Here is a 19195-nt window from a genome sequence, read left to right on the forward strand (position 1 = left end):
TGAAACCCATCGCTTGCGCGCACCCCGGCGCGTCCACGATCACGCTGAAACGCCGTCCACGATCAGACTGAAACAGGCGTCCACGATCACTGAAATGCGCAGTGAGGGTTGTGTTCGCCGCGCCGCGTACTGCGGTACGACATCGCTAGGCTGGCGTAGCCAGGTACGCAGCGTGTCGCGCGACAGCCCCGTACTGCGGGTAATCTCTCGAACGGATTTGTGCTGGCGGAAATGCATTCGCTGAATCTTGCCAATCATGTCCATGGTGATCACTCCTGCCCCCATGCCTAAAAAAGCAGCAGGGTAGGTGAAACACCCGGGTCAATTTTGCGTCGGCATAACCTTCAAAAGGGGGGCAATTTTCGTTCGGCACGAACAGATCGGCGACTGCGCCATCGAAAACACGCTTCGTGTGGCGTCAGGCTTGAATTTCGGCGCGTTCCAACCGGCTTATGGCAAACCCGGCGCATGGCTCAAATCGGCACCGGCGCCAACACAATACCTACATGGCAGGTCGCAGCGATAGAGTTTTCAACCCGCGATAGGCTGGGTTTGCAAACCACTGTGGCTCGGCGCTTGCTAGGCGTAGATCGGGCCACCGGGCAAGCATTTGGCGGAATACCACGTCTGCCTCAATGCGAGTTAACGCGGCGCCGAGGCAGACATGAGGACCGGAGCCGAAAGATAGCGTGCCCCGGTCGGTGCGCCTGACATCCAGTTCCTCTGGATCAGCATGGCGCGCCGGGTCACGATTGGCCGCACCGATGAGGGGCAGAACCAGTTCTCCGCGGCGCAGCAACTGTCCATGGAACAAAAGATCCGAGATTACGCGCCTCCCCGTGTACTGCACCGGGCTGTCGTATCGAAGAATTTCACGGACCGCATCTGGCACCAGATTTGGATCCTTCACCAGAAGCTGCCATTGTTCGGTGTGGCTCAGCAGCGCCTGCATGCCATTGCCAAGGAGGTTTCGCGTAGTCTCATGTCCGGCGAACAACAACATGGCGCACTGAGCCAGTAGTTCAGCATCGTCATGAAGCGTGCCGCGTTCTCGCTGCAGCAGTAACGCGCTCAGTAAGTCATCGCCACGGGCCGTGCGCTTGGTCTCCAGTTGATCCTGAAGAAAGCGCGTCATCGCCAACAGGCTTGACTGAGCACGGCATGCCTGCTCTCGTGTTGGCGTTGGCGCACCGATGAAGTCGGCCAAGTCATCCGACCATATCGTGACCTCTTCGGTGTCCGCTCCAACAATACCGAGAATGTGCGAGATTACCCGCACGGGGAGCGGGCGCGCCACCTGAGCGATGAAATCGAAGGGCCCTACGCCATTCAGAGAGTCCAGAAGTTCATCTGCGATGCGCTCGATCTCGGGCCGCAAGCGCGTCAGCGCATCGGGGCGAAAGGCAGATTGCATCAAGTTGCGCAGGCGTGAGTGATCCGGCGAATCAAGAAAAAGAAGGGCGCGCCCAAACAGCCGCTGGAAGCGACTCAGTTCACCGCGCTCGTGCTCCAAGTCATTGACCCAGCCGCCGGTGCGTTTTGCCGAAAAACGTGCGTCGCGCAGTACCGTCTCGACGTCTTGATGACGTGTGAGGAGCCACGCTCCGCCGAAAAATTCCTCACTCCAATGCAGCGGACCGGCCTCGCGTAACGCCCGATAGGTCGGATACGGATCCGCGAGGAACGCGCGGTCGACGATCGAGCGCCCTAGTACGCACGGCGGCCGAATGGATACTTCATTCATCCGATCGGCTCTCACATTGCGCCGGATGTTCGCTCTGTACGCGCAATCCGAGGCGTGCCAGCAGCGAGCGGTCACGCTGGGTCTGTGGATTGCACGTGGTGAGCAGGCGGTCACCATAGAAAATGGAGTTGGCACCAGCAGCAAAGCACAGAGCTTGAAGTGCGTCGTCCATCTGCTCGCGCCCTGCGGACAGACGAACTTGGGTACGCGGCATGGTGACGCGCGCCACGGCAATGGTGCGCACAAACTCGAATGGATCGAGTGGCGCAGCCCCCTCCAATGGCGTTCCTTTCACGGCCACCAAGTTGTTGATCGGCACCGATTCGGGGTAGGGCTCCAAGTTGGCCAGTTGTGCAATCAATCCAGCGCGTTGTATCCGGCTTTCGCCCATGCCAACGATACCGCCGCAGCAGACGTTGACACCAGCTTCGCGCACGTTGACTAGCGTATCGAGTCGGTCTTGGTAGGTTCGCGTGCTGATGATGCTGCCATAAAATTCCGGCGCACTGTCTAGATTATGGTTGTAGTAGTCAAGGCCCGCATCCTTTAGCTCGCTCGCCTGTTCGGCATCAAGCATGCCCAGAGTCATACAGGTTTCAAGGCCGAGCGCGCGCACTTCACGCACCATCTCGGTCAAACTTTCCATGTCACGCTCTTTCGGACTACGCCACGCGGCCCCCATGCAGAAGCGCGTGGCTCCTTCTGCCTTTGCCGCTCTTGCCGCCTCCAGGACCTCGTCCAAGGGCATTAATTTGCTGGCTTGCACCCCCGCTTCGTGGTGCGCCGATTGCGGACAGTAGCCGCAGTCTTCGCTGCAACCGCCGGTCTTAATGGACAACAGGGTGGACAGTTGAATCATATTTGGGTCGAAGTTCTCCCGATGCACCTGCTGCGCACGGTAAAGCAGATCCATGAAAGGCATGGCGAACAGCGCGTCGACCTGCGCGACACTCCAGCGAGTCGAAGGACTGGGTTCGACGGCAGCGGGAGCGCGCAAGCCTGAGACGTTGATGGCGGTTATGGTGGTCATGTCAGGTCCTTTGGAAACAAGGGCAGTCGGTTCAGATAGGGAACACCCGTTGCAATTCAGCGTCGCTCAGGTGGGCCACTACAGCGGCGGCACTGAGATCGCCCAGCCACGGCACGATGCCGACGCAGTTCGCTTGATGCTGCTGCCACAGGCGCTCGCGCAGGCTGGCAATGGTGGCATCAGCCCAGAGCATGGCGGGGTCGATAGCATTGCCGACCCAGCCAGCCAGTCGAAGGCCGCGCGAGCGCACCACGTCGGCAGTAAGCAGTGCGTGGTTGATGCAGCCTAGGCGTAGGCCCACCACCAGGATCACGGGCAGACCAAGTTCCACGGCCAAGTCGGCAGCATCCCAATCCGGTCCGAGCGGTACCCTGAATCCCCCGACACCCTCCACAATCAATACCTCGGCACGCGCTGCTAAATCGTTCGCTGCTCGCAAAATCACCGTGCGCTCAATGGCGCGGCCCTCCATTGAGGCCGCAACCTGCGGTGCACACGCCGACTCGAACTGATACGGACCGACCTCGTCGTCGGTCAACGGGATCGAGCTGGCTTCGCGCAGTGCACGCACATCTGCGTTGATGTGCGCTCCGTTGATCAGCTCGGTCCCCGCTGCCACCGGCTTGAGGCCGGCACTGCGCCAGCCCTGCTGGGCGCACCAATGCAGCAACGCTGTGCTGACACAGGTTTTGCCGACCTCGGTGTCGGTTCCAGTGACGAAGCAGCCTCGCAATGGTGGCGAACGCATCATGCCAACGCCTTCGCCGCTTGACTCAAACCCGTAATCAGGCACTGCACGTCATCCACACTATGCGTTGCCCTGAGTGTGATGCGAAGCCGAGCCGTGCCGACAGGTACGGTGGGCGGACGGATCGCCGGCACCCACAGGCTCTTCGCGTCGAGAGCAGCGGCCAGCGAAAGCGCCGCAGCGTTGTCGCCTACGATCAGTGGCTGGATTGCGGTTTCTGAGACGCCCAACTTCCAGCCGAGCTCAGAGTGCCCTTCGATCAACGCGGACAGCGCAACACGCAATTGCGCGATGCGCTGCTGCAGATGCACACGGCGTTTTTCCCCTTCCTCACTACGGATCAGCCGCAGGCTCTCGCGCAACGCATGCGCAAGAGCCGGAGGCGTCGCCGTGCTGTAGATATAGGTGCGTGCCGCTTGTATGAGCCAATTGATGATGGTGGGATGCGCAGCGACAAAAGCACCCCCCATACCCGCGGCCTTTCCCATAGTCCCCATGTAGATGATGCGTTCGCTGTAGAGGTCGAAGTGCGCGAGAGTACCTTGACCATAAGGACCCAATACGCCAAAACCGTGCGCATCGTCCACAATCAGATAAGCGTCGTGTTGCTCAGCTAACGTCAACATCCCCGGTAGATCGGCCACATCACCGTCCATGCTGAAGACCGCATCCGTGACGATCAGTTTGATGGGGGTGCGACATGCTTCGAGTTGTTGCGAGAGGACTGTGAGGTCACGGTGCGCGAAACGACGCAAAGGCGCTTTCGACAGCAGCGCACCATCGATCAGGGAAGCATGATTCAGCTTGTCGGAGAAGATGGTGGTCTGCGCATCTGCTAGCGCGGTGAGCAATGCCAGGTTTGCCATGTAGCCTGTGCAAAACGTCAGGGCGCGCGCTCCCGGGATATGCGGTGCTAACCAGGCTGCGAGGTCATCCTCGAGCGCAGCATGCGCGCGCGAATGACCGCTGACCAAGTGGGAGGCGCCGCTGCCTGCGCCAAAAAGGCGTGCACCCTCGGCCAACGATTCAATCAGCACTGGATGATTTGCTAGTCCAAGGTAGTCATTGCTACAGAATCCCAGCAACTCCCGCGCGTTAGTGCCATCTGTTCGATGCCCAACACTGACTTGCTGCCGGGGCTCGCAGGGCGTTTCCGCCGTTCGGCGCTGGCGGCGCAGCCCGCGTGAAACACGGTCATGCAGTTGCTGGTTCAGATGGTCGATCAACATCGAGAAGGGGTCCTTGAAGAACGTCGTCCAGCGTGCTGCTTACCTGCTTTGCCAGCCAGGCCGACATACTGGCGTCAAGGAGATAGGGCGGCATCAGGTAGACGGTGCGACCGATCGGCCGGATCAGCAGTTCTCGAGCGCGGCCTGCCAGGTGGAAGCGCTCAGCAAATCGCGACCCGGCGAAAGCCTCGCGCACGTCAAACGCCCAGATCATCCCGGTTTGACGAAAATGTTGGATGCGTGGATCGTCACGAAGCGGTGTCAGGGCGTCCGAGAGTATGGTAGCACGCTGGCGATTGGCCTGCAGCACTTGGTCTTCTTCGAAGCGGTCAAGCACTGCCAGCGCTGCCCGACACGCCAGGGCGTTGCCCGTATAGGAGTGCGAATGCAAGAAACCGCGCGCCACATCGTCGTCGAGAAACGCGCCATAGACAGCATCTCGCGAGAGCACCAGAGACAGAGGCAGGTAGCCACCGCTAATGCCCTTGGACAAGCACAGCAAGTCGGGCCAAATGGGCATGTCGCCCGGCAATGCGGCCTGCTCAAACGCGAAAAACGTCCCGGTCCGCCCGTATCCCACCGCAATTTCATCAGCGATCAGGTGCACCTGATACTCGTCACACAGCGCGCGCGCAGCGCGAAGGTAGGCTGGATCGTGCATTGCCATGCCGGTGGCGCCTTGTACCAGAGGCTCCAGGATTAGGGCAGCAATCCGGTTGTGGCGTGTTTCGAAGAGGATCTTCAATTCCTGCGCAGCACGCAGCGCCACGTCGGTAGGCGACTCGCCTGGCGCTGCCTGTCGCGCATCCGGCGACATGACTTGATGGGCACGCATAAGCAATGGGTCGTAGACATCGCGAAACACAGCCACATCGGTAACGGCCAGCGCCCCCAGTGTTTCGCCGTGGTAGCTCTGGCGCAAACAAACGAACTCCTGCTTCGCGGGGTGGCCGCTATTGCGCCAGAAATGAAAACTCATCTTCAACGCAATTTCTACTGCTGACGCGCCGTCACTACCGAAGAAGCAGTGGCCCAGCACGCCACCTGTCAGCGTCGACAGGCGTTCAGCAAGTTCAACGGCAGGCGCGTGTGTGCAGCCTGCCAGCATGACGTGCGGCAGTCGGTCGAGTTGGTCCTTGAGCGCTGCGTTGATCCTTGCGTCGGCATGACCGAACAGATTGACCCACCAGGAACTGTTTGCATCGAAGTAACGGTGACCAGATTCGTCAAACAGCCAGGGGCCCTGGCCACTCAGGATTCCAAGCGGAGGATATTGCGCAGCACGCTGCATCTGCGTGCAGGGATGCCAGACAGCACGAAGACTTCGATGGGCAAGATCCACGGACATTCAGCAGTAGTAAGGAGGTCGCGCACTGCCATGCGCCAGCCGTCATGGCGGTCGTGGCGACCCCGATCCGGCAGAGCCAAAAGAGACAGCGCTCAAGAAAACCGCGTACTGTAGTCCATCCCAGGGTACAGAATCCGTCCTGAACAATGCGACCGTCAGACGACCCGTGGCGTTTGAATGACCGGTGCGGCGGCGAAGGCAGCCAACCCGTCCTGCAATGCAGGCCACGATTTGGGCGCAAAGAAGCCGCAGCTTCTTCAACAGCAGGCGAATGTTGTGCCCTGCGCCGCACAGTACGGCATGCAGCGCATCGCCCAGGGCGCCTTTGAGCGGATTACGGCCCAGGCGCCCGTCGGCCTTCATGTGCCCGATACTCGGCTCGATCGCGCTGCGCCGTTTGATCATCAAGTGCAAGGTTCGGGTCAATCCGCGCTTCTGCCCCGAGCGCAGGATGCGCACCCCGTCGATCTCGACGCCGCGGTAGCCCTTGTCGACGATAGCGATCTTCGGCTGGGCGTCGGCGAGGATGCCCACCTGCTCCAGCGTCTCGGCCAGCCCAGCCACCAATCGGGGCGAGAGCGCGGGGCGAGAGCGCGGGGCGACCCTGGCCCGAGTTGAAGTGAACAGCGAAGCGGCGGTGCAAACATAGGCATGGAATGTTCGAACGCAAGTCCGAATGTTTTAGGCAGGTGCCAAGCCAAAAATTGACACCACAGACAATAACAATAAGAATGATTCTTATTTTTGGAGTCTGTTCCATGCGCAATAGGTATTTTCGCGTCATTTTTCTCTTCACCCTGATCGGTTTGGGCTGCGCTCAGCGGGCATCCGCACAGGAATGGAACTGTGATGTGGACGACTACATCACCAAGGCCATCGGCATCGAAGAGCCTTGGCTGGAAAACGCCGGCTATCTGTTCTCACAGGTCACGAACGCGCAACCCGGCTCACTGACGCTGGCACCCGAGGTCGAAGCGAAGCTGAACGATCATGTCGGCATGGAACTCGATCTGCCGACCTACACCGCGAACACTCCCATTGGAAGCGCCCCTGCAACCTTCGGCCCTGCCGCGGCCGGGCTCAAGTTGGCAACCCTGCATACGTGCAATATGAGTCGGGGCATGGCCACGCTGCTCACGTTCGAGATTGAAGGGCAATACTGGGCCGATCCGCGCCGCTCAGTGCTGCCGGGCCAAGGCAATGCAGTGTCGGCGCAGGTGATGTGGGCGCAACTCTGGTATCCCTGGTTCACCCAGGGCGAGGCGGGCTATACCCAGCGGATCGGCACGGGGATCTCCAGCGGCTGGTTTGTCAACACCAGCCTGGGCAGATCAATCAGTACCGCTTACGCCGCCCAGTTGGAGGTCGAGGTGGACAATCAATTGATCCTGGATGACGGCAGACGCGGCATGGAAGGCTCGGTAATGCCGCAGGTCGCCTATCACGTCACCCCCGTTTGGCTACTGGCCGTCGGTGAGCAGGCATCGTTTCAGCAAAGCAGTTCGCAGCCAAAGTGGTCGACCTGGGTGATGGCCGAGCGTGACTTTTAAAGCGTTCTACGATGTCAGTTTGATGCGCCACCTCGATAGCACTTGCCGCCCGCAACTTTGCCCACCCGCCAACATGCCAGACACCACGTCGTCAAACTCCGCACCCGCCCGTGTGATGCTGCGAGCCAAGATTCATCGCGCCACACTCACCGGCGCAGACTTGCATTACGAAGGCTCTTGCGGCATCGACCAGGCGCTGCTTGATGCCTGCGACATCATTGCCGGCGAGCAGATCGAGATTTACAACGTGACCAACGGAGCGCGTCTGAGCACCTATGCCATAGCAGAGCCAAAGGGCAGCGGCAATATAACCTTGAATGGATCAGCCGCGCGCCATGCCGCCATAGGTGACCTGCTCATCATCTGCACCTATAGCCCGATGGCCGATACCACAGCGCGTAAATTTCGCCCGCGCATCGCCCTACTGGATGCCCGCAACGGCATCGCGTCGATGAAGGTATGAGGCAAAGGCGACAGTACCTCGGTTTACATTGCAAAGCGATGGCGCGTTGCCACGGTGATTGTTTTGGCGGATGAACGGTGAGTTGCATAGGGCTACCGACATCTCGGCACCAGTGGCGGCTTTGGATCAGGACGGGTGGCGGTTTCTCGCCGGAATACGCAAAGGTGGCATCAGGCGAGGCGCTCGACGTGGAACCCGCCGCTGGACGACCAGCCGCGTACCGCGGCCACTTCTTCTACCCGGCGGCCATCTGCAGTGCGCTTGATCGAGACGACCACATTCACCGCTTCGGCGATGAGTTCCGGGTTTGGCGGCACGCCAGCTTCTTGAATGAGTTGGCCAATGCGGATCAGCGCAGCGCTGGCATCATTGGCATGCACTGTGCCGACACCGCCAGGATGCCCGGTATTCCAGGCTTTGAGCAACGCCAGAGCGCTACCGTCGCGCACTTCACCGACCACGATTCTGTCTGGCCGCAGCCGCATGGTGGCGCGCAGCAGCCTGGTCATGTCGGTGTTGTCGCTGGTGCGCAGGAAGACGACGTTTTCAGCATTGACCTGCAGCTCGCGTGTGTCCTCGATCACCACGATGCGGTGTTCGCCGTCAAGCCGGGCCACGGCGTCGAGGATGGCGTTGGCCAAGGTGGTCTTGCCTGTGCCGGTGCCGCCGCTGACCAAAACATTCAGCCGGCAGGCGACCGCCTCTTCGAGCGCTTGGCGCTGGGCGTGCGTCATAATGCCCTTGGCAACATAGTCATCCAGGGTAAAGACCAGCGTCGCCTTCTTCCGCAACGCAAAGCTCGCACGCTCGACCAAGGGAGGAATCAGGGCTTCAAAGCGGCTGCCGTCCAGCGGCAGCTCGCATTCGAGGATGGGTTGCTGGGGCGTCACCACGGTATCGAGCATGGCCGCTACTGTGTTGACAATGGTCAGCGCCCGCACGGCGTCGATACGGCCGGTCTGTTGCATGCCTTCCCCCAGTCGATCCACCCACAAGGTGCCGTCCGGGTTGAGCATGATTTCGACAATCTTGGGGTCCTCGAGCGGGGTAAGGATTTCCGTACCCATCGCCCGGCGCAGGGCTTCGGATTGGCGGGCATGGGTGAGCTGTGCATTCACTCGCGCTCCCCGGTGCCGGGTTGATCCTCGAGCTCGGTGACCGTCACGTCGATGGGGCGCACGCCATTGCCGGCCAACTCCAGGATGTCGTCCTGGCTGGCCGGGCGGGTGTTTTCAAGGGTTGACTCGGTGAGGGATCGGATCAGGCCTTTGGCTGCGCCGCGCTGGGTGCACGCGCGCACGAGATAGTCTTTCCCGCCAAAGCCGACGACGTAGAGTTTTCCGGGGGTTGCCATGAATGCTCCAGGGTTGCGGCGCCAGACGTTGGCGCCCTGCCCTGGCTCTGCGGTGTGGGGACGAAAGGGGTGAAACGTTTCACCGCGGCGGCGGTGTAGCCACGACCCATATTCTGATCGAGGCGGTCTACCTGATCAGCGATCCAATCCCTTGGATTTCTTGCTCAGCGGCAAGGCCCGACGCATGCCCTCAATGGTCGAGGGCTCGTTGCCCTTGGCTCGCTCGGGAAGTGGACGTTCGGAGATCGTCTGCCCGAGCAAGCTGATTCGCTGCGTCAAATCTGCGGGCTTGAGCCCGTATTCAGACAGTCGGCTCTGAGGAACCTGCGATGCCCGGCGTTCCAGCTCGTCGTGATGAATCAGTTTGCTCTCCAGCATCACGCCCAGAAATTCCTTGTCCTTCTCTCTCCATGCAACAAGCTTGGAAACTGCCATGTCGGTCGGGTCCAAACAGAAGCCGTCTGCAAGCGTGATGGGATCGCGCACCTGATTGAGACGGTATTGCCACCCGTTAGGCAACACAGCGGTCTCTGGCCCGACCCCTTGTGCGTAGTATCCAAACGTCTCGTGGAACGGGGATCCTTCTCCGATTGATCCGTCGATCAAGTCAGCGAGTTCGGGTGCATCCAGTGGGTAGATGTCGGCTTCCGCGGAGTACCCCAAGACCCCTGGCGGGTCGGGCATGACGCCGACGATCGATTGAGAGCCGACGACGATGAATCGGCCTTGCTTGGTGATCGCCGATGCGGCACGAAGAATGTGCTCAAGCTGCTCCCTGTTCATGTTTCGCTTCCTTCAAGAGCGCCCACCTCTTGCGAGGCGGAACCAGCACGGAAAAGGGAGAGCTTTGCCGCAAACGTGTGGCGTATTCGTCTTCAGACACCATGACCTGCACGACCACAGATTGACCACGGGCAATCAACGACAACCACTCGTCCCAGTCACGGCACGCGTTGATGCCGTTGGACTGCTTCCAGCTCCGCAGAATTGCCTCGGCACGGCCCAACAACGCCTCATCGCGAGCGACTGCCCCCGCTGCCTCTCGATGCAACAGGAGGCTGAACCTGTCGTTTCGCGCATGGCTGTTGATCGCCCTCATCGAAAACAAGCTCCGGTTGGCCCCCCCCTTCAGGGAGGCAATTGAACTTGGGAGAGGCGTAACCTCTTCCGTGTTGTTTCGCCCGGACAGTCCGGGCGCGGATTGAAACGAACGCATGTTATCCCGTACAGAAATGACTATGCAGCCGACGGTTGATCAGTGATCAATCGTGGTTGCGCGACGATCACGATTCACCGGTCATGCCCTATGTCCCGCTGCCTCGCCAACCCGCCCACTTCCCGCATGAAGCCGGCATAGCGCTCGCCCAGCGCCTTGCGGGTGTGCGCGTTCGCTGCGGCGACATCCCCGCTCATTTTCTCGATGCGCTCCATGCCCCGCATCCAGTCCTGCACAGCGGGGGTGCGCGCTGCGTCGGTCTGGGCCTGCTGCCACGCCGTCAGCGCCGCATCGACTGCCCGCATTTCGGGCAGCGCAGCGGCGTCCTGCGGTTTCAAGGACTTGGCCGCATCGGGGGCCGACTTCTCCACAGCCGTTGGGGACAACTGGGGCGGGCGCTGCCTGCGCTGCTGCTCATCCTGCACGATGGCCTGCAAGTCGGCGTCCACGACTTCGATGCCCAGCCGCACCGCCTGCCGCGCCGCCCGTTCCCTGAACTCGGCGCTGCCGGTGATGTCCACCTTGCCGCCGTACTTCTGCGCCGCCATGCGCAGGGCCGCTTCCAGACTGTCATCGCTCTTGTCGTGCATCACGATACGCGGGCCGGTGTCAGTGAACTTGTCCCGCCCCTGTGCATCACGGTACAGCACGAGTTGCCGCTTGTGGTCAATCTGCGCATCCAGTCCGGCCAGGGTGAGCTTGCGCAGCGGATCGAGTTCCTCGCCCTCGATGCCGTCGATCTGCTGGTTTTTGTTGCGCTGCTCGCGATAGCGGATGCCGCGCAGCGCGGCCTGCGCCGCTTCGTCGCCCTGTGCCGCTTCGCGCTCAAGCCACTTGCACCACACGTCCTGTTTGGTCAGCTTGGCCGAGAGCGCCTTGCGCTGCGCCGCCTGACGCTTTTGCAGAGCTTCGCGCTGCTGCGCGGCCTTGAGCGCCCACAAGGACTGCAGCACGGCCAGCGGCTGGCCCTGCTGCCGGGCCTCCATGGTCAGTGCCTTGCGCTCATGGCGCATTTGCGCGGCGAGTTCCTGCCTTTCGCGCTGGTGTTGGCTGCGCAGCTCGGCGCGCTGCTGCGGTCGCTGTGCGCGCCCTGCAGCCTGTTCGGCATCGAAGCGGGCGGCGAGTACGGCGCGGGCGTCGGCCCGGGCTTGCCTGCGCAGGGCGCGGAGGTCGGGGTCACGGGCTGAGTTTTTTGCGGGCTCACGTTCCGGTTTATCGCTTTGGCTGCGGCTTGTCTTGACGTACTCCGCATAGGCGCGTGACGGTGCTGTTTCAGATTGCAGGGCGGCAACGAAGGGGCCGAGGCGCTTTTCCAGTTCGGCCTTGCTGGCCCAGCGTCCCAGCTGGGAGGCCTTGGCGGCCAGGATGCGGCCATCGTCGAGCTGGGTGGTGACGACCAGACCGGAGCCTTTGGACTGAAGGGTGACGCCGTGCTGCGCCAGGGCCTGATGGGCGTCGGCCCAGGTGGCGCCAGAGGTCTGCACGGCGGAGCGCAGGTCTTGGGCGGGCTGGCCGGCGACCCAGGACTGGAAGGAGTCGGCGCCGAGACGGTATTCGGCGGCGGCGGCCCCACGCGTCAAACGTGGCTTGCCCTCCTCCTTCAGCAGCCCTCGCGCGCGTCGTTCCGCACGGCTCATGCGCACGATGGTCGGCCCCTGGTCGGTATCCAGGGTGATGTAGGGGCCATTGGCACGGGCATAGCCGAATTCGAGTTCGAGTTCGCGCATGCAGCGGTCGAGGATGAAATAGTCCTTCTTGAACGGCGGCTGCACAGCGATCAGTTTTTCGGGATGCACGCGGTTGATGACCAGGTGCACATGATCGTTGTCGGTATCTCGGTGGGTGGCCCAGGCGGCCTGATGCGCACTGAAGCCGAGCGCATCCATGACGTGCTTGCAGGCGTGTTCGGCCTGCTGCGCCGTGGGGTGTTCGCCCTCCTGCCAGGTGATGGCGACGTGATAGACGGGGTTGCCTTTGAACCGGCCTTTGCGTTCGCAGTCTCGGACGACGCCGTCGCAGACGCCGGCAAGGTCTTCGGCGTAGGCCAGACGGTGTTCGCCAAGCGTCCAGTAGATCTGATCGTCGTCGATGTTGAAGTGGCCGCCGTCCAGGGTCTGTCCAGGCGGCAATTCTTCATTGCCGCGCATGACGTAGCGCATGACGTGGGCGAATCCCTTGCTGGGCGCGCCCGGTTTGAGTGTGATGACTTTGGCAAGCATCAGGGCGTCCTTCTCAGCATGGCGGCGGTGCGCCGGAGTTCTTCGACCAGTTGCCACCAGCGGCGGCGGTCATCGCCCGATGCCCAGCCCTTGTCTTTGGGGTAGAGATGTTTGAGCAGACGTCCGAGCTGGTCGATGCGCTGCGCGGTGGAGTCGTCGGCGTGGCTGATCACCGCTTGATGCGTGGCACGCAGGCGGATGAGTTCCGACATGCTTTTGTTGGCCGCCTGCGCCTGATTGCGCAGATCGGTGAGCTGGGCGGTGGTGAGGCGCACGCGCACGGTGTGGGGCTTGCGATCTTGAGAGTCCATGCCGTGACTCTGCGAGACAGGGACGGCACGGTCTGTCCGAGGCGTGGCACGTCTCTGATCGGTCGTGAGGCGGTTTGAGGCGGACGTGTGTCAGGCGTGTCTCAAACGTCCGATGCGTAAAAACCTTGCAAGGTAATGTTTCGTGGGACATTTCGGACGCCGCTGGACGCGGCATGCCGACGCCTGGCGGCGCCATGTCACACGAAACGCTTGGTCAGGGCTGCGCCCCGACACCCTCTTGGACAACTCCCGCCGCAGCGCGGACGCCGATGACGGTTCTCCGCGGTTCCCTTGTCGCACCCTGGCCCCGTCTCGCAGAGTCCGGGTAGGGCGCCGATGAAAGGCGCGTGTTCGTGCCGATGGAATTTTGACCCACCGTGCCGATTCAATTTTGACCCGGGGTCTAAGGCCGACTGCGTCGCAGTCGGGTGTGGATAAGTCTACGGTTTTTGCGTGGGGTTGGCTCCTGGTGGGTGGGTTTGGATCCTTGGGGCAAGCTGCGTCGGGCGTAGCCCAGAGCGGCTTGCCCCAAGGGCTTGTGGGGGTCAAAGCGGTGTCTCGGGCTCAGCGGGCTGGGGTGCCTGTGCTGTGCCCGAACGCCTTTGCTCCCGCGCCTTGATGCGGGTCTTGGCGGTTTCCGTGCTGTGACGGAAGCGGTAGCTCTCGTTCCCGGTTTCCAGAATGTGGCAGTGGTGTGTGAGCCGGTCGAGCAAGGCGGTGGTCATCTTCGCATCGATGAACACGCTGGACCACTCGCCGAAGGCCAGATTGGTCGTGATCAGCACGCTGGTGTGCTCGTAGAGCTTGGACAGCAGATGGAACAACAAAGCCCCGCCCGCCTGACTGAAGGGCAGATACCCCAGCTCATCGAGAATGACCAAGTCCATACGCAAGAGGCTTGCCGCAATCCGCCCGGCTTTGCCCTGCGCCTTCTCCTGCTCCAGCGCGTTGACCAGATCGACGGTGGAGTAAAACCGCACCCGCTTGCCGTGCTGCGTGATGCCCGCCACGCCGATGGCCGTGCCCAGATGGCTCTTTCCCGTGCCGGGCCCGCCCACCAGCACGACGTTGTGCGCGGCTTCGGTAAAGGCCATGCTGGCGAGTTGCCCCACCAGCGTGCGATCAACCCTTGAGGCATCAAAGTCAAACCCCGCTAGATCGCGGTGCACCGGGAAGCGGGCCGAGAGGATTTGATGGCGTACCGAGCGCACGGCGCGATCTTCCTGCTCGGCCTGCAGCAAATGCTCGACGAGCCACTGCGCGGCATCCAGCCTGGCGTTCGTCCCCAGACCTTGCAAATCGGCCCAGGCGCCGGCCATGCCGTGCAGCCGCAACGCCTTGAGTTCCGCAATGACCTCACGCATGATCTCGCTCCTCGTCAGTCACCCGCAGGCGGTCATAGCGGGCCGTGTCGGCGCGGGGTGGATCGGCCATCGTCAAGGCCGTGGTCACTTGGGCGGGCTGGGGGCCGGTCTGCAAGCGCCCCATCACGTTGACCACATGCTCCACGCTGATGCGCCCGGACGGGGCCGTGGCTTCCAGCACCAGCGCAGCGGCCACCAGGACCGCCTCCAGCCCGGATGCGGGCACCAGCGCCAGCACCTGGGCCATGAGCCGGTCGCCCCCGTCTTGCCGCAGCAGCGCCTGGCGCAGTTGCTGCAAGGGCTGGGGCAGATCGGCAAACGGCGCGCCGTTGCGCAACGCCCCGGGTTTGCGTTGAATCAGCGGCACATAGTGCTGCCAGTCGTAGGTGGTCTGTCCCCGGTTGGCCAGCCGCGCATGGCGGGCCACACACACGCCGTCATGCACCACGACCACCTCGGTGGGATACACCCGGGTGCTCACCCGCCGCCCGGCGAGTTCACAGGGCACGGAGTAACGATTGCCAGCCATGGCCACCAGACAGGTGCTGCTGACCTTGACCGTGTTGTCCACATAGCCGTCGAACGCTGTGGGCATGGGCATGAGGTGCGGCTGCTCGTGCTCGAGCATCTCGGCCACGGTGAACTGGCTGAACTCGGGATGGAAGATCTCCTGCCACAAGCCACGGCAGCGCATGGCCAGCCAGGCATTGAGTTCGGCAAAGGAGCGCCAGGGCGTCGACAGGGCCTCAATCCACACACGTCGCCTGCTGTCCTGGACGTTCTTCTCCACCACCCCCTTCTCCCAACCGGAAGCGACGTTGCAGAAGTCGGGGTCGAACAGGTAGTGGCTGCACATCGCCGCAAAGCGCGCGTTGACGTCGCGCTTCTTGCGCGGGTGCACTTTGTCGACGGCTGTCTTCATGTTGTCATAGATGCCGCGATGCGGCACTCCGCCGAAGGCGGCAAACGCCTGGGTATGGGCGTCAAACAGCATCTCGTGACCTTGGCTGGGATAGGCCCCCAGCCAGAAGGCACGGCTGGCGCACAGCTTGACGTGGGCAACCTGCACGCGGTACGGCACGCCGCCCACCACCATGCTCTCTTCACTCCAGTCGAACTGGAAGGCTTCGCCCAGCGCAAACGTCAAGGGCACGAAGGCGTGCACAGCGCTCGTGCCATCGGCCTGTCGCCAAGCGCGCAGTAAATCGGTGACGCGGCTGTAGGCGCCGTCATAGCCTTGTCGCTTCAACTCGGCATGCAATGCCCTGGCCGTGCGCCGCTGCGCTTTAGGACGCTGCGCATCAATGGCCACGGCCTGCCGGAGCCACTCCACATAGGGCGCGAGCTTGCGCGAGGGTTGTGTTCGCCGCGCCGCGTACCGCGGTACGACATCGCCCGGCTGGCGTAGCCAGGTACGCACCGTGTTGCGCGACAGCCCCGTACTGCGGGCAATCTCTCGAACGGATTTGTTCTGGCGGAAATGCATCCGCCGGATCTTGCCAATCATGTCCATGGTGATCACTCCTGCTCCCCGTGCCTAAAAAAGCAGCAGGGTAGGTGGAACACCCGGGTCAATTTTGCGTCGGCATAACCTTCAAAAGTGGGTCAATTTTCGTTCGGCACGAACACCTACCTCAACCCAACAGTCAAAGAACAGGCCAAAACCTATGACCCGGCGTGCGACGTAGCCGCCAGCGCTTACTACAAGCGAATGATGAATGCGAAAACCCAGCCGGGCGCGTTCTAACCATCGAGGTCACTCAGATGCAATCCGCCGGAATGACGTTCATCATCGCGATGATTGTTCTCTACGCCCTCTTCCACCTGTTCTGGATGGCGCCGATCTGGGCCAAACTGATCGTCTTGTCTCCCCTCCTCTGGTCGCTGGGGCGTCTGTTGTGGGCGGTCTACAAGCGGCTGGGCTGGGAGATCAAACGCCGTCGCATGGCCACGCGCTCTCAGCGTCTGTGATTGAACAGGAGGATGCCCCGTGCTCAACGATTTGCTCGAACTTCCCCAACGGGTGATCGCGTTCGCGCGCATCGGCCTGCGGACTTCTCCTGCTGACATTGAGGCGGCGATCCGCTGCCTCGATCAGGCGCAGAACAGCATGCGCAGCGCCGGACAGAGCGCGGTCGCGTTGCACCCCGCCCGTGCTGCGCTGGCCTCTTTGCGCTGGGGGCACCTGCCGCATCGGGATGTCTGCATTTCTGCGGTGTCGAGCCTGGGCGCTGTGATGGTCCTCGGTGAGTCGGTGGAGGAAACGTGATGCACCTGGACATCGGACACATGGCCGTCAGCTCTCTGGTGCATGGGCTGGTCTACGACGTGATTTTCAAGGCCACGAGGCATCTGACGGTCATGCAGACGGCTGGGCTGGCGGTTGTGGTGATCGCTGGCCTGTGGCTGGCAGCAAGAATGTTTGGAGGGAAGCGGCGATGACAAAACCACGGGTCTATCTGGCCGGGCCAGACTTGTTCTTTGAGGATCGTGATGCGCGCTATGCGCGCCTGCGTGCGGCTTGCGCAAATGCAGGTCTGGAGGCGGTGGCTCCGACCGACGGCCTCGAAGTGCATACGGAAAGGCCGCTTTCGGTGGCCGAGCAGATTTACCAGCACAACTTGCGTCTGCTGCGCGATTGCGACGGGGTGCTGGTGAATCTCAGCCCATTCCGGGGTGTTGAACCGGATAGCGGGACTGTCTTTGAGGCGGCTTTCGCCACCGCTATCGGCAAACCCGTAGCCGCCTGGATCGGTGACCACTGGAACACCCAAGAACGCTCTGCCGTGCTGCGCAAGGTCTGGCGTGATGCGGATGGCCGGGTGCGCGATAGTCACGACGGCGGACTGGTAGAGGACTTTGGACTGCCCGCCAATCTGATGTTGGCTTGTAGTTTTTCCGTCTCGCCTGCGCCATGGCAAGCGATCGAACGGCTGCTCATGGCTTTGCCGGTTATGGAAGGGGTCTGAAATGAGCTGCTCCGGCACTAGCCCACCAAGTCAACGACCGCGCGGTGGACACCGCCTATGGCTATAAAGGCGACCGCACCGTACTCCATGCGTGGCGTTTTTGTTCAGCCGGTATCAGCGGCTGAACAACCTGCTACCGCCCCTGAAAAAGCAGTATCGACACCGGGTGGTGCCCCAAGTGGTGATATGACCCGATCCGAACTGATCGACTGACTGCTGGAGAGCCACCCTCACCTAGCGCGCAAGGATGCCGAAGAGGCTGGAGAAGTCATTTTGAACGGCATCATGCGAGCGGTGGCCGAGGGAAAGCGGGTGGAAATTCGCAATTTCGGCGTTTTCAGCGCTTCGCTGCGCAAGGCTCATCTGACGCGCAGTCCGAAGACCGCCAAGCCTGTGCCGAAGGCCTCCGCCCGGTTTCCAAAGTTCAGGGCTGACAAACCGCTGCAGGCACTGGAGCCGATTGCCCTGAAGCAAACAGCCCTGAGTCCTGTTGCCCTCGATGCGGCGAGTGCGTCGCCCATTGTGACGTCGTTCTAAAAAGTTCAGCCCCGGCAATCCGGGCCATGCTCGCGCAATTCAGGGGTAGACCTGCTTCGTGATCAACGGCCTGCGCGAAATGGTCGGGGGTTTGACTAGAGGGTCAGAGATGGTGCGCTCGAATTCCGGCTCAAGCCGCGCTGAGCGCCTCGCACAATTCACGACAGAAATCACATACGGCTTTATCTTATTTTGATAATCGTCAATATGCGATCTTCTCGAAAATATTAGAGAAAAATCTCATACTTTATTTTTTGTGAGAAATAAATCACAGAATCAAGTTTTCCGTGTACCCCTGCAATAAGGGGATGGAAATTTCTGCCTGAAACCTGCTTAGGATGTCGTTTGTAAAGTCTGAAATTTACATTTCACCAACCTCCCATCCATGTTTTTCCCGGCGTTTGTTCCTTTGCGCCTGGCCCCTGCGCCGGCTCTGTCTCGCCACTTGAGGCACTTTTGCGTCAAGTTCTTGCATCGGGATAACACGCTTGGCTCGATGCCAGTCGCGCAGCACTGCGTTACCGGTTGACCCAACCCTACCCCGGAGAAAATGATGAGCTGGCTTGACTGGCTGCGCAAACAAGCGACCGCGAACGATCTGGGTCGCCAGACGCCCCACCCAACAACCGCCACGGCATCGTCTGCGGCAGAGGATCATCCATCCGACCTGCCCACGCCCGAAGAAGGCGACGTGCCGTCAGAACTGGCCGGTTTGGATTTCTATTCAGCCATCGCCACGCATCAGCGCTGGAAAAATCGTCTCAAAGATGTGGTCAGAGGGCAATCGCAAGAAACCCTGGACCCCGCCGTGGTGGGACGGTGCGATGTCTGTACCCTCGGCCAATGGCTGACCACGCAGGAGGGCGACCTGCGCATCGCGCCTGAGCTGATGACCCGCCTCAAAGAGGAACACGCGCACTTTCACAAGCTCGCGGCAGAGGTCATCCGCCTGTCTGATCAGGGGCTGCACCAGCAAGCGCTCGATGCCTTGCGCACCGACGCCCCCTATAACCGCTGCTCGCATCGCGTCACCAAGCTGCTGAGCCAAATCTATTTTGAGCTGAGCGAGTTTCATAAGCCCGATTCACGTTCATGACACGCCCATGGCACGCC

Annotated in this window: 21 protein-coding genes and 2 pseudogenes; 8 read left to right on the top strand and 15 right to left on the bottom strand. The window is 61.5% G+C overall.

All coding sequences use genetic code 11. The annotated features are described in order from the left end of the window. Window positions 1-78: 78 nt before the first annotated feature. From THI_RS10785 to THI_RS18465, 7 genes and pseudogenes are all read right to left on the bottom strand, one after another. Window positions 79-264, bottom strand: a pseudogene (locus THI_RS10785) (IS21 family transposase); the annotation flags it as partial. Between the two features lie 238 nt (window positions 265-502). Beyond that, a complete protein-coding gene (locus THI_RS10790; protein ID WP_013106283.1) occupies window positions 503-1744 on the bottom strand; it encodes a cytochrome P450 in 1242 nt (413 codons plus the stop codon). Beyond that, window positions 1737-2774 carry a biotin synthase BioB gene (bioB, locus tag THI_RS10795; protein WP_013106284.1) on the bottom strand — a complete coding sequence of 346 codons (1038 nt, stop codon included), beginning with the start codon at window positions 2772-2774 and terminating at the stop codon, window positions 1737-1739. The genes THI_RS10790 and bioB overlap by 8 nt, the downstream gene beginning before the upstream one ends. A 31-nt stretch (window positions 2775-2805) precedes the next feature. Beyond that, window positions 2806-3525, bottom strand: a complete 720-nt coding sequence (bioD, locus tag THI_RS10800; protein ID WP_013106285.1) for a dethiobiotin synthase — start codon at window positions 3523-3525, stop codon at window positions 2806-2808. Continuing rightward, window positions 3522-4751, bottom strand: coding sequence for an 8-amino-7-oxononanoate synthase (gene bioF, locus THI_RS10805; protein WP_041608990.1), 1230 nt, complete (start codon window positions 4749-4751; stop codon window positions 3522-3524). The genes bioD and bioF overlap by 4 nt, the downstream gene beginning before the upstream one ends. Continuing rightward, a complete protein-coding gene (gene bioA, locus THI_RS10810; RefSeq protein WP_013106287.1) occupies window positions 4717-6099 on the bottom strand; it encodes an adenosylmethionine--8-amino-7-oxononanoate transaminase in 1383 nt (460 codons plus the stop codon). Before bioA ends, bioF begins: the two co-directional genes overlap by 35 nt. Window positions 6100-6315: 216 nt before the next feature. Continuing rightward, window positions 6316-6654: pseudogene (locus tag THI_RS18465) on the bottom strand (IS5/IS1182 family transposase); the annotation flags it as partial. Window positions 6655-6857: 203 nt separating this feature from the next. Between THI_RS18465 and THI_RS10820 the strand changes: the two are divergent. Together THI_RS10820 and panD are read left to right on the top strand one after the other, a co-directional pair. Beyond that, entirely contained in the window at window positions 6858-7649 is a 792-nt protein-coding gene (locus THI_RS10820; protein ID WP_013106288.1) for a hypothetical protein, read from the top strand. 115 nt (window positions 7650-7764) lie between these two features. Continuing rightward, window positions 7765-8112 (top strand): aspartate 1-decarboxylase, encoded by a 348-nt coding sequence (gene panD, locus THI_RS10825; protein ID WP_013106289.1) that lies wholly within the window; start codon window positions 7765-7767, stop codon window positions 8110-8112. Window positions 8113-8282: 170 nt separating this feature from the next. Here panD and trbB read toward each other — a convergent pair whose 3' ends face one another. The 8 genes from trbB to istA all read right to left on the bottom strand — a co-directional run bounded on the left by trbB (window position 8283) and on the right by istA (window position 16089). Continuing rightward, window positions 8283-9230 carry a P-type conjugative transfer ATPase TrbB gene (trbB, locus tag THI_RS10830; protein WP_013106290.1) on the bottom strand — a complete coding sequence of 316 codons (948 nt, stop codon included), beginning with the start codon at window positions 9228-9230 and terminating at the stop codon, window positions 8283-8285. Next, on the bottom strand, window positions 9227-9466 hold the full coding sequence (locus THI_RS10835; protein ID WP_013106291.1) for a hypothetical protein: 240 nt from the start codon (window positions 9464-9466) through the stop codon (window positions 9227-9229). The genes trbB and THI_RS10835 overlap by 4 nt, the downstream gene beginning before the upstream one ends. Before the next feature lie 135 nt (window positions 9467-9601). After that, window positions 9602-10249 (bottom strand): DUF6036 family nucleotidyltransferase, encoded by a 648-nt coding sequence (locus THI_RS10840; protein ID WP_013106292.1) that lies wholly within the window; start codon window positions 10247-10249, stop codon window positions 9602-9604. Next, complete coding sequence (locus tag THI_RS10845) at window positions 10230-10565, bottom strand: hypothetical protein (RefSeq protein ID WP_013106293.1); 336 nt, start codon at window positions 10563-10565, stop codon at window positions 10230-10232. The genes THI_RS10840 and THI_RS10845 overlap by 20 nt, the downstream gene beginning before the upstream one ends. A gap of 191 nt (window positions 10566-10756) precedes the next feature. Further along, window positions 10757-12901 carry a TraI/MobA(P) family conjugative relaxase gene (gene traI / locus THI_RS10850; protein WP_013106294.1) on the bottom strand — a complete coding sequence of 715 codons (2145 nt, stop codon included), beginning with the start codon at window positions 12899-12901 and terminating at the stop codon, window positions 10757-10759. Next, window positions 12901-13212 carry a plasmid mobilization protein gene (locus THI_RS10855; protein WP_013106295.1) on the bottom strand — a complete coding sequence of 104 codons (312 nt, stop codon included), beginning with the start codon at window positions 13210-13212 and terminating at the stop codon, window positions 12901-12903. Before THI_RS10855 ends, traI begins: the two co-directional genes overlap by 1 nt. A 545-nt stretch (window positions 13213-13757) precedes the next feature. Then, a complete protein-coding gene (gene istB / locus THI_RS10860) occupies window positions 13758-14576 on the bottom strand; it encodes an IS21-like element ISThsp2 family helper ATPase IstB (protein ID WP_013104225.1) in 819 nt (272 codons plus the stop codon). Beyond that, window positions 14569-16089, bottom strand: coding sequence for an IS21-like element ISThsp2 family transposase (gene istA / locus THI_RS10865; RefSeq protein ID WP_013104226.1), 1521 nt, complete (start codon window positions 16087-16089; stop codon window positions 14569-14571). Before istA ends, istB begins: the two co-directional genes overlap by 8 nt. 251 nt (window positions 16090-16340) lie before the next feature. On the opposite strand from istA, the gene THI_RS10870 reads away from it, so the two are divergent. From THI_RS10870 to THI_RS18125, 6 genes are all read left to right on the top strand, one after another. Then, entirely contained in the window at window positions 16341-16547 is a 207-nt protein-coding gene (locus THI_RS10870) for a hypothetical protein (protein ID WP_157096574.1), read from the top strand. A gap of 19 nt (window positions 16548-16566) precedes the next feature. Next, the gene (locus THI_RS10875; protein ID WP_013106297.1) at window positions 16567-16845 is read left to right on the top strand and encodes a hypothetical protein; all 279 of its coding nucleotides are present in this window, start codon (window positions 16567-16569) and stop codon (window positions 16843-16845) included. Continuing rightward, entirely contained in the window at window positions 16845-17018 is a 174-nt protein-coding gene (locus tag THI_RS18885; protein WP_013106298.1) for a hypothetical protein, read from the top strand. The genes THI_RS10875 and THI_RS18885 overlap by 1 nt, the downstream gene beginning before the upstream one ends. After that, a complete protein-coding gene (locus tag THI_RS10880) occupies window positions 17015-17545 on the top strand; it encodes a nucleoside 2-deoxyribosyltransferase (protein WP_013106299.1) in 531 nt (176 codons plus the stop codon). The genes THI_RS18885 and THI_RS10880 overlap by 4 nt, the downstream gene beginning before the upstream one ends. Window positions 17546-17761: 216 nt before the next feature. Then, window positions 17762-18082: an HU family DNA-binding protein gene (locus THI_RS10885; RefSeq protein WP_255356491.1), complete on the top strand. Its 321-nt coding sequence runs from the start codon at window positions 17762-17764 to the stop codon at window positions 18080-18082. 553 nt (window positions 18083-18635) lie between these two features. Beyond that, on the top strand, window positions 18636-19178 hold the full coding sequence (locus tag THI_RS18125) for a CZB domain-containing protein (RefSeq protein ID WP_013106301.1): 543 nt from the start codon (window positions 18636-18638) through the stop codon (window positions 19176-19178). Window positions 19179-19195 lie beyond the last annotated feature (17 nt).

It is taken from the genome of Thiomonas arsenitoxydans, from assembly GCF_000253115.1.
GTDB classification, from domain to species: domain Bacteria; phylum Pseudomonadota; class Gammaproteobacteria; order Burkholderiales; family Burkholderiaceae_C; genus Thiomonas; species Thiomonas arsenitoxydans.

Excerpts from the sequence above, each read along its gene's own strand:
- THI_RS10790 (WP_013106283.1), bottom strand. The coding sequence starts at position 1,744 with ATGAATGAAGTATCCATTCGGCCGCCGTGCGTACTAGGGCGCTCGATC.
- bioB (WP_013106284.1), bottom strand. The coding sequence starts at position 2,774 with ATGACCACCATAACCGCCATCAACGTCTCAGGCTTGCGCGCTCCCGCT.
- bioD (WP_013106285.1), bottom strand. The coding sequence starts at position 3,525 with ATGATGCGTTCGCCACCATTGCGAGGCTGCTTCGTCACTGGAACCGAC.
- bioF (WP_041608990.1), bottom strand. The coding sequence starts at position 4,751 with ATGTTGATCGACCATCTGAACCAGCAACTGCATGACCGTGTTTCACGC.
- bioA (WP_013106287.1), bottom strand. The coding sequence starts at position 6,099 with ATGTCCGTGGATCTTGCCCATCGAAGTCTTCGTGCTGTCTGGCATCCC.
- THI_RS10820 (WP_013106288.1), top strand. The coding sequence starts at position 6,858 with ATGCGCAATAGGTATTTTCGCGTCATTTTTCTCTTCACCCTGATCGGT.
- panD (WP_013106289.1), top strand. The coding sequence starts at position 7,765 with ATGCTGCGAGCCAAGATTCATCGCGCCACACTCACCGGCGCAGACTTG.
- THI_RS10835 (WP_013106291.1), bottom strand. The coding sequence starts at position 9,466 with ATGGCAACCCCCGGAAAACTCTACGTCGTCGGCTTTGGCGGGAAAGAC.
- THI_RS10840 (WP_013106292.1), bottom strand. The coding sequence starts at position 10,249 with ATGAACAGGGAGCAGCTTGAGCACATTCTTCGTGCCGCATCGGCGATC.
- THI_RS10845 (WP_013106293.1), bottom strand. The coding sequence starts at position 10,565 with ATGAGGGCGATCAACAGCCATGCGCGAAACGACAGGTTCAGCCTCCTG.
- traI (WP_013106294.1), bottom strand. The coding sequence starts at position 12,901 with ATGCTTGCCAAAGTCATCACACTCAAACCGGGCGCGCCCAGCAAGGGA.
- THI_RS10855 (WP_013106295.1), bottom strand. The coding sequence starts at position 13,212 with ATGGACTCTCAAGATCGCAAGCCCCACACCGTGCGCGTGCGCCTCACC.
- istB (WP_013104225.1), bottom strand. The coding sequence starts at position 14,576 with ATGCGTGAGGTCATTGCGGAACTCAAGGCGTTGCGGCTGCACGGCATG.
- istA (WP_013104226.1), bottom strand. The coding sequence starts at position 16,089 with ATGGACATGATTGGCAAGATCCGGCGGATGCATTTCCGCCAGAACAAA.
- THI_RS10870 (WP_157096574.1), top strand. The coding sequence starts at position 16,341 with ATGCAATCCGCCGGAATGACGTTCATCATCGCGATGATTGTTCTCTAC.
- THI_RS18885 (WP_013106298.1), top strand. The coding sequence starts at position 16,845 with ATGCACCTGGACATCGGACACATGGCCGTCAGCTCTCTGGTGCATGGG.
- THI_RS10880 (WP_013106299.1), top strand. The coding sequence starts at position 17,015 with ATGACAAAACCACGGGTCTATCTGGCCGGGCCAGACTTGTTCTTTGAG.
- THI_RS18125 (WP_013106301.1), top strand. The coding sequence starts at position 18,636 with ATGAGCTGGCTTGACTGGCTGCGCAAACAAGCGACCGCGAACGATCTG.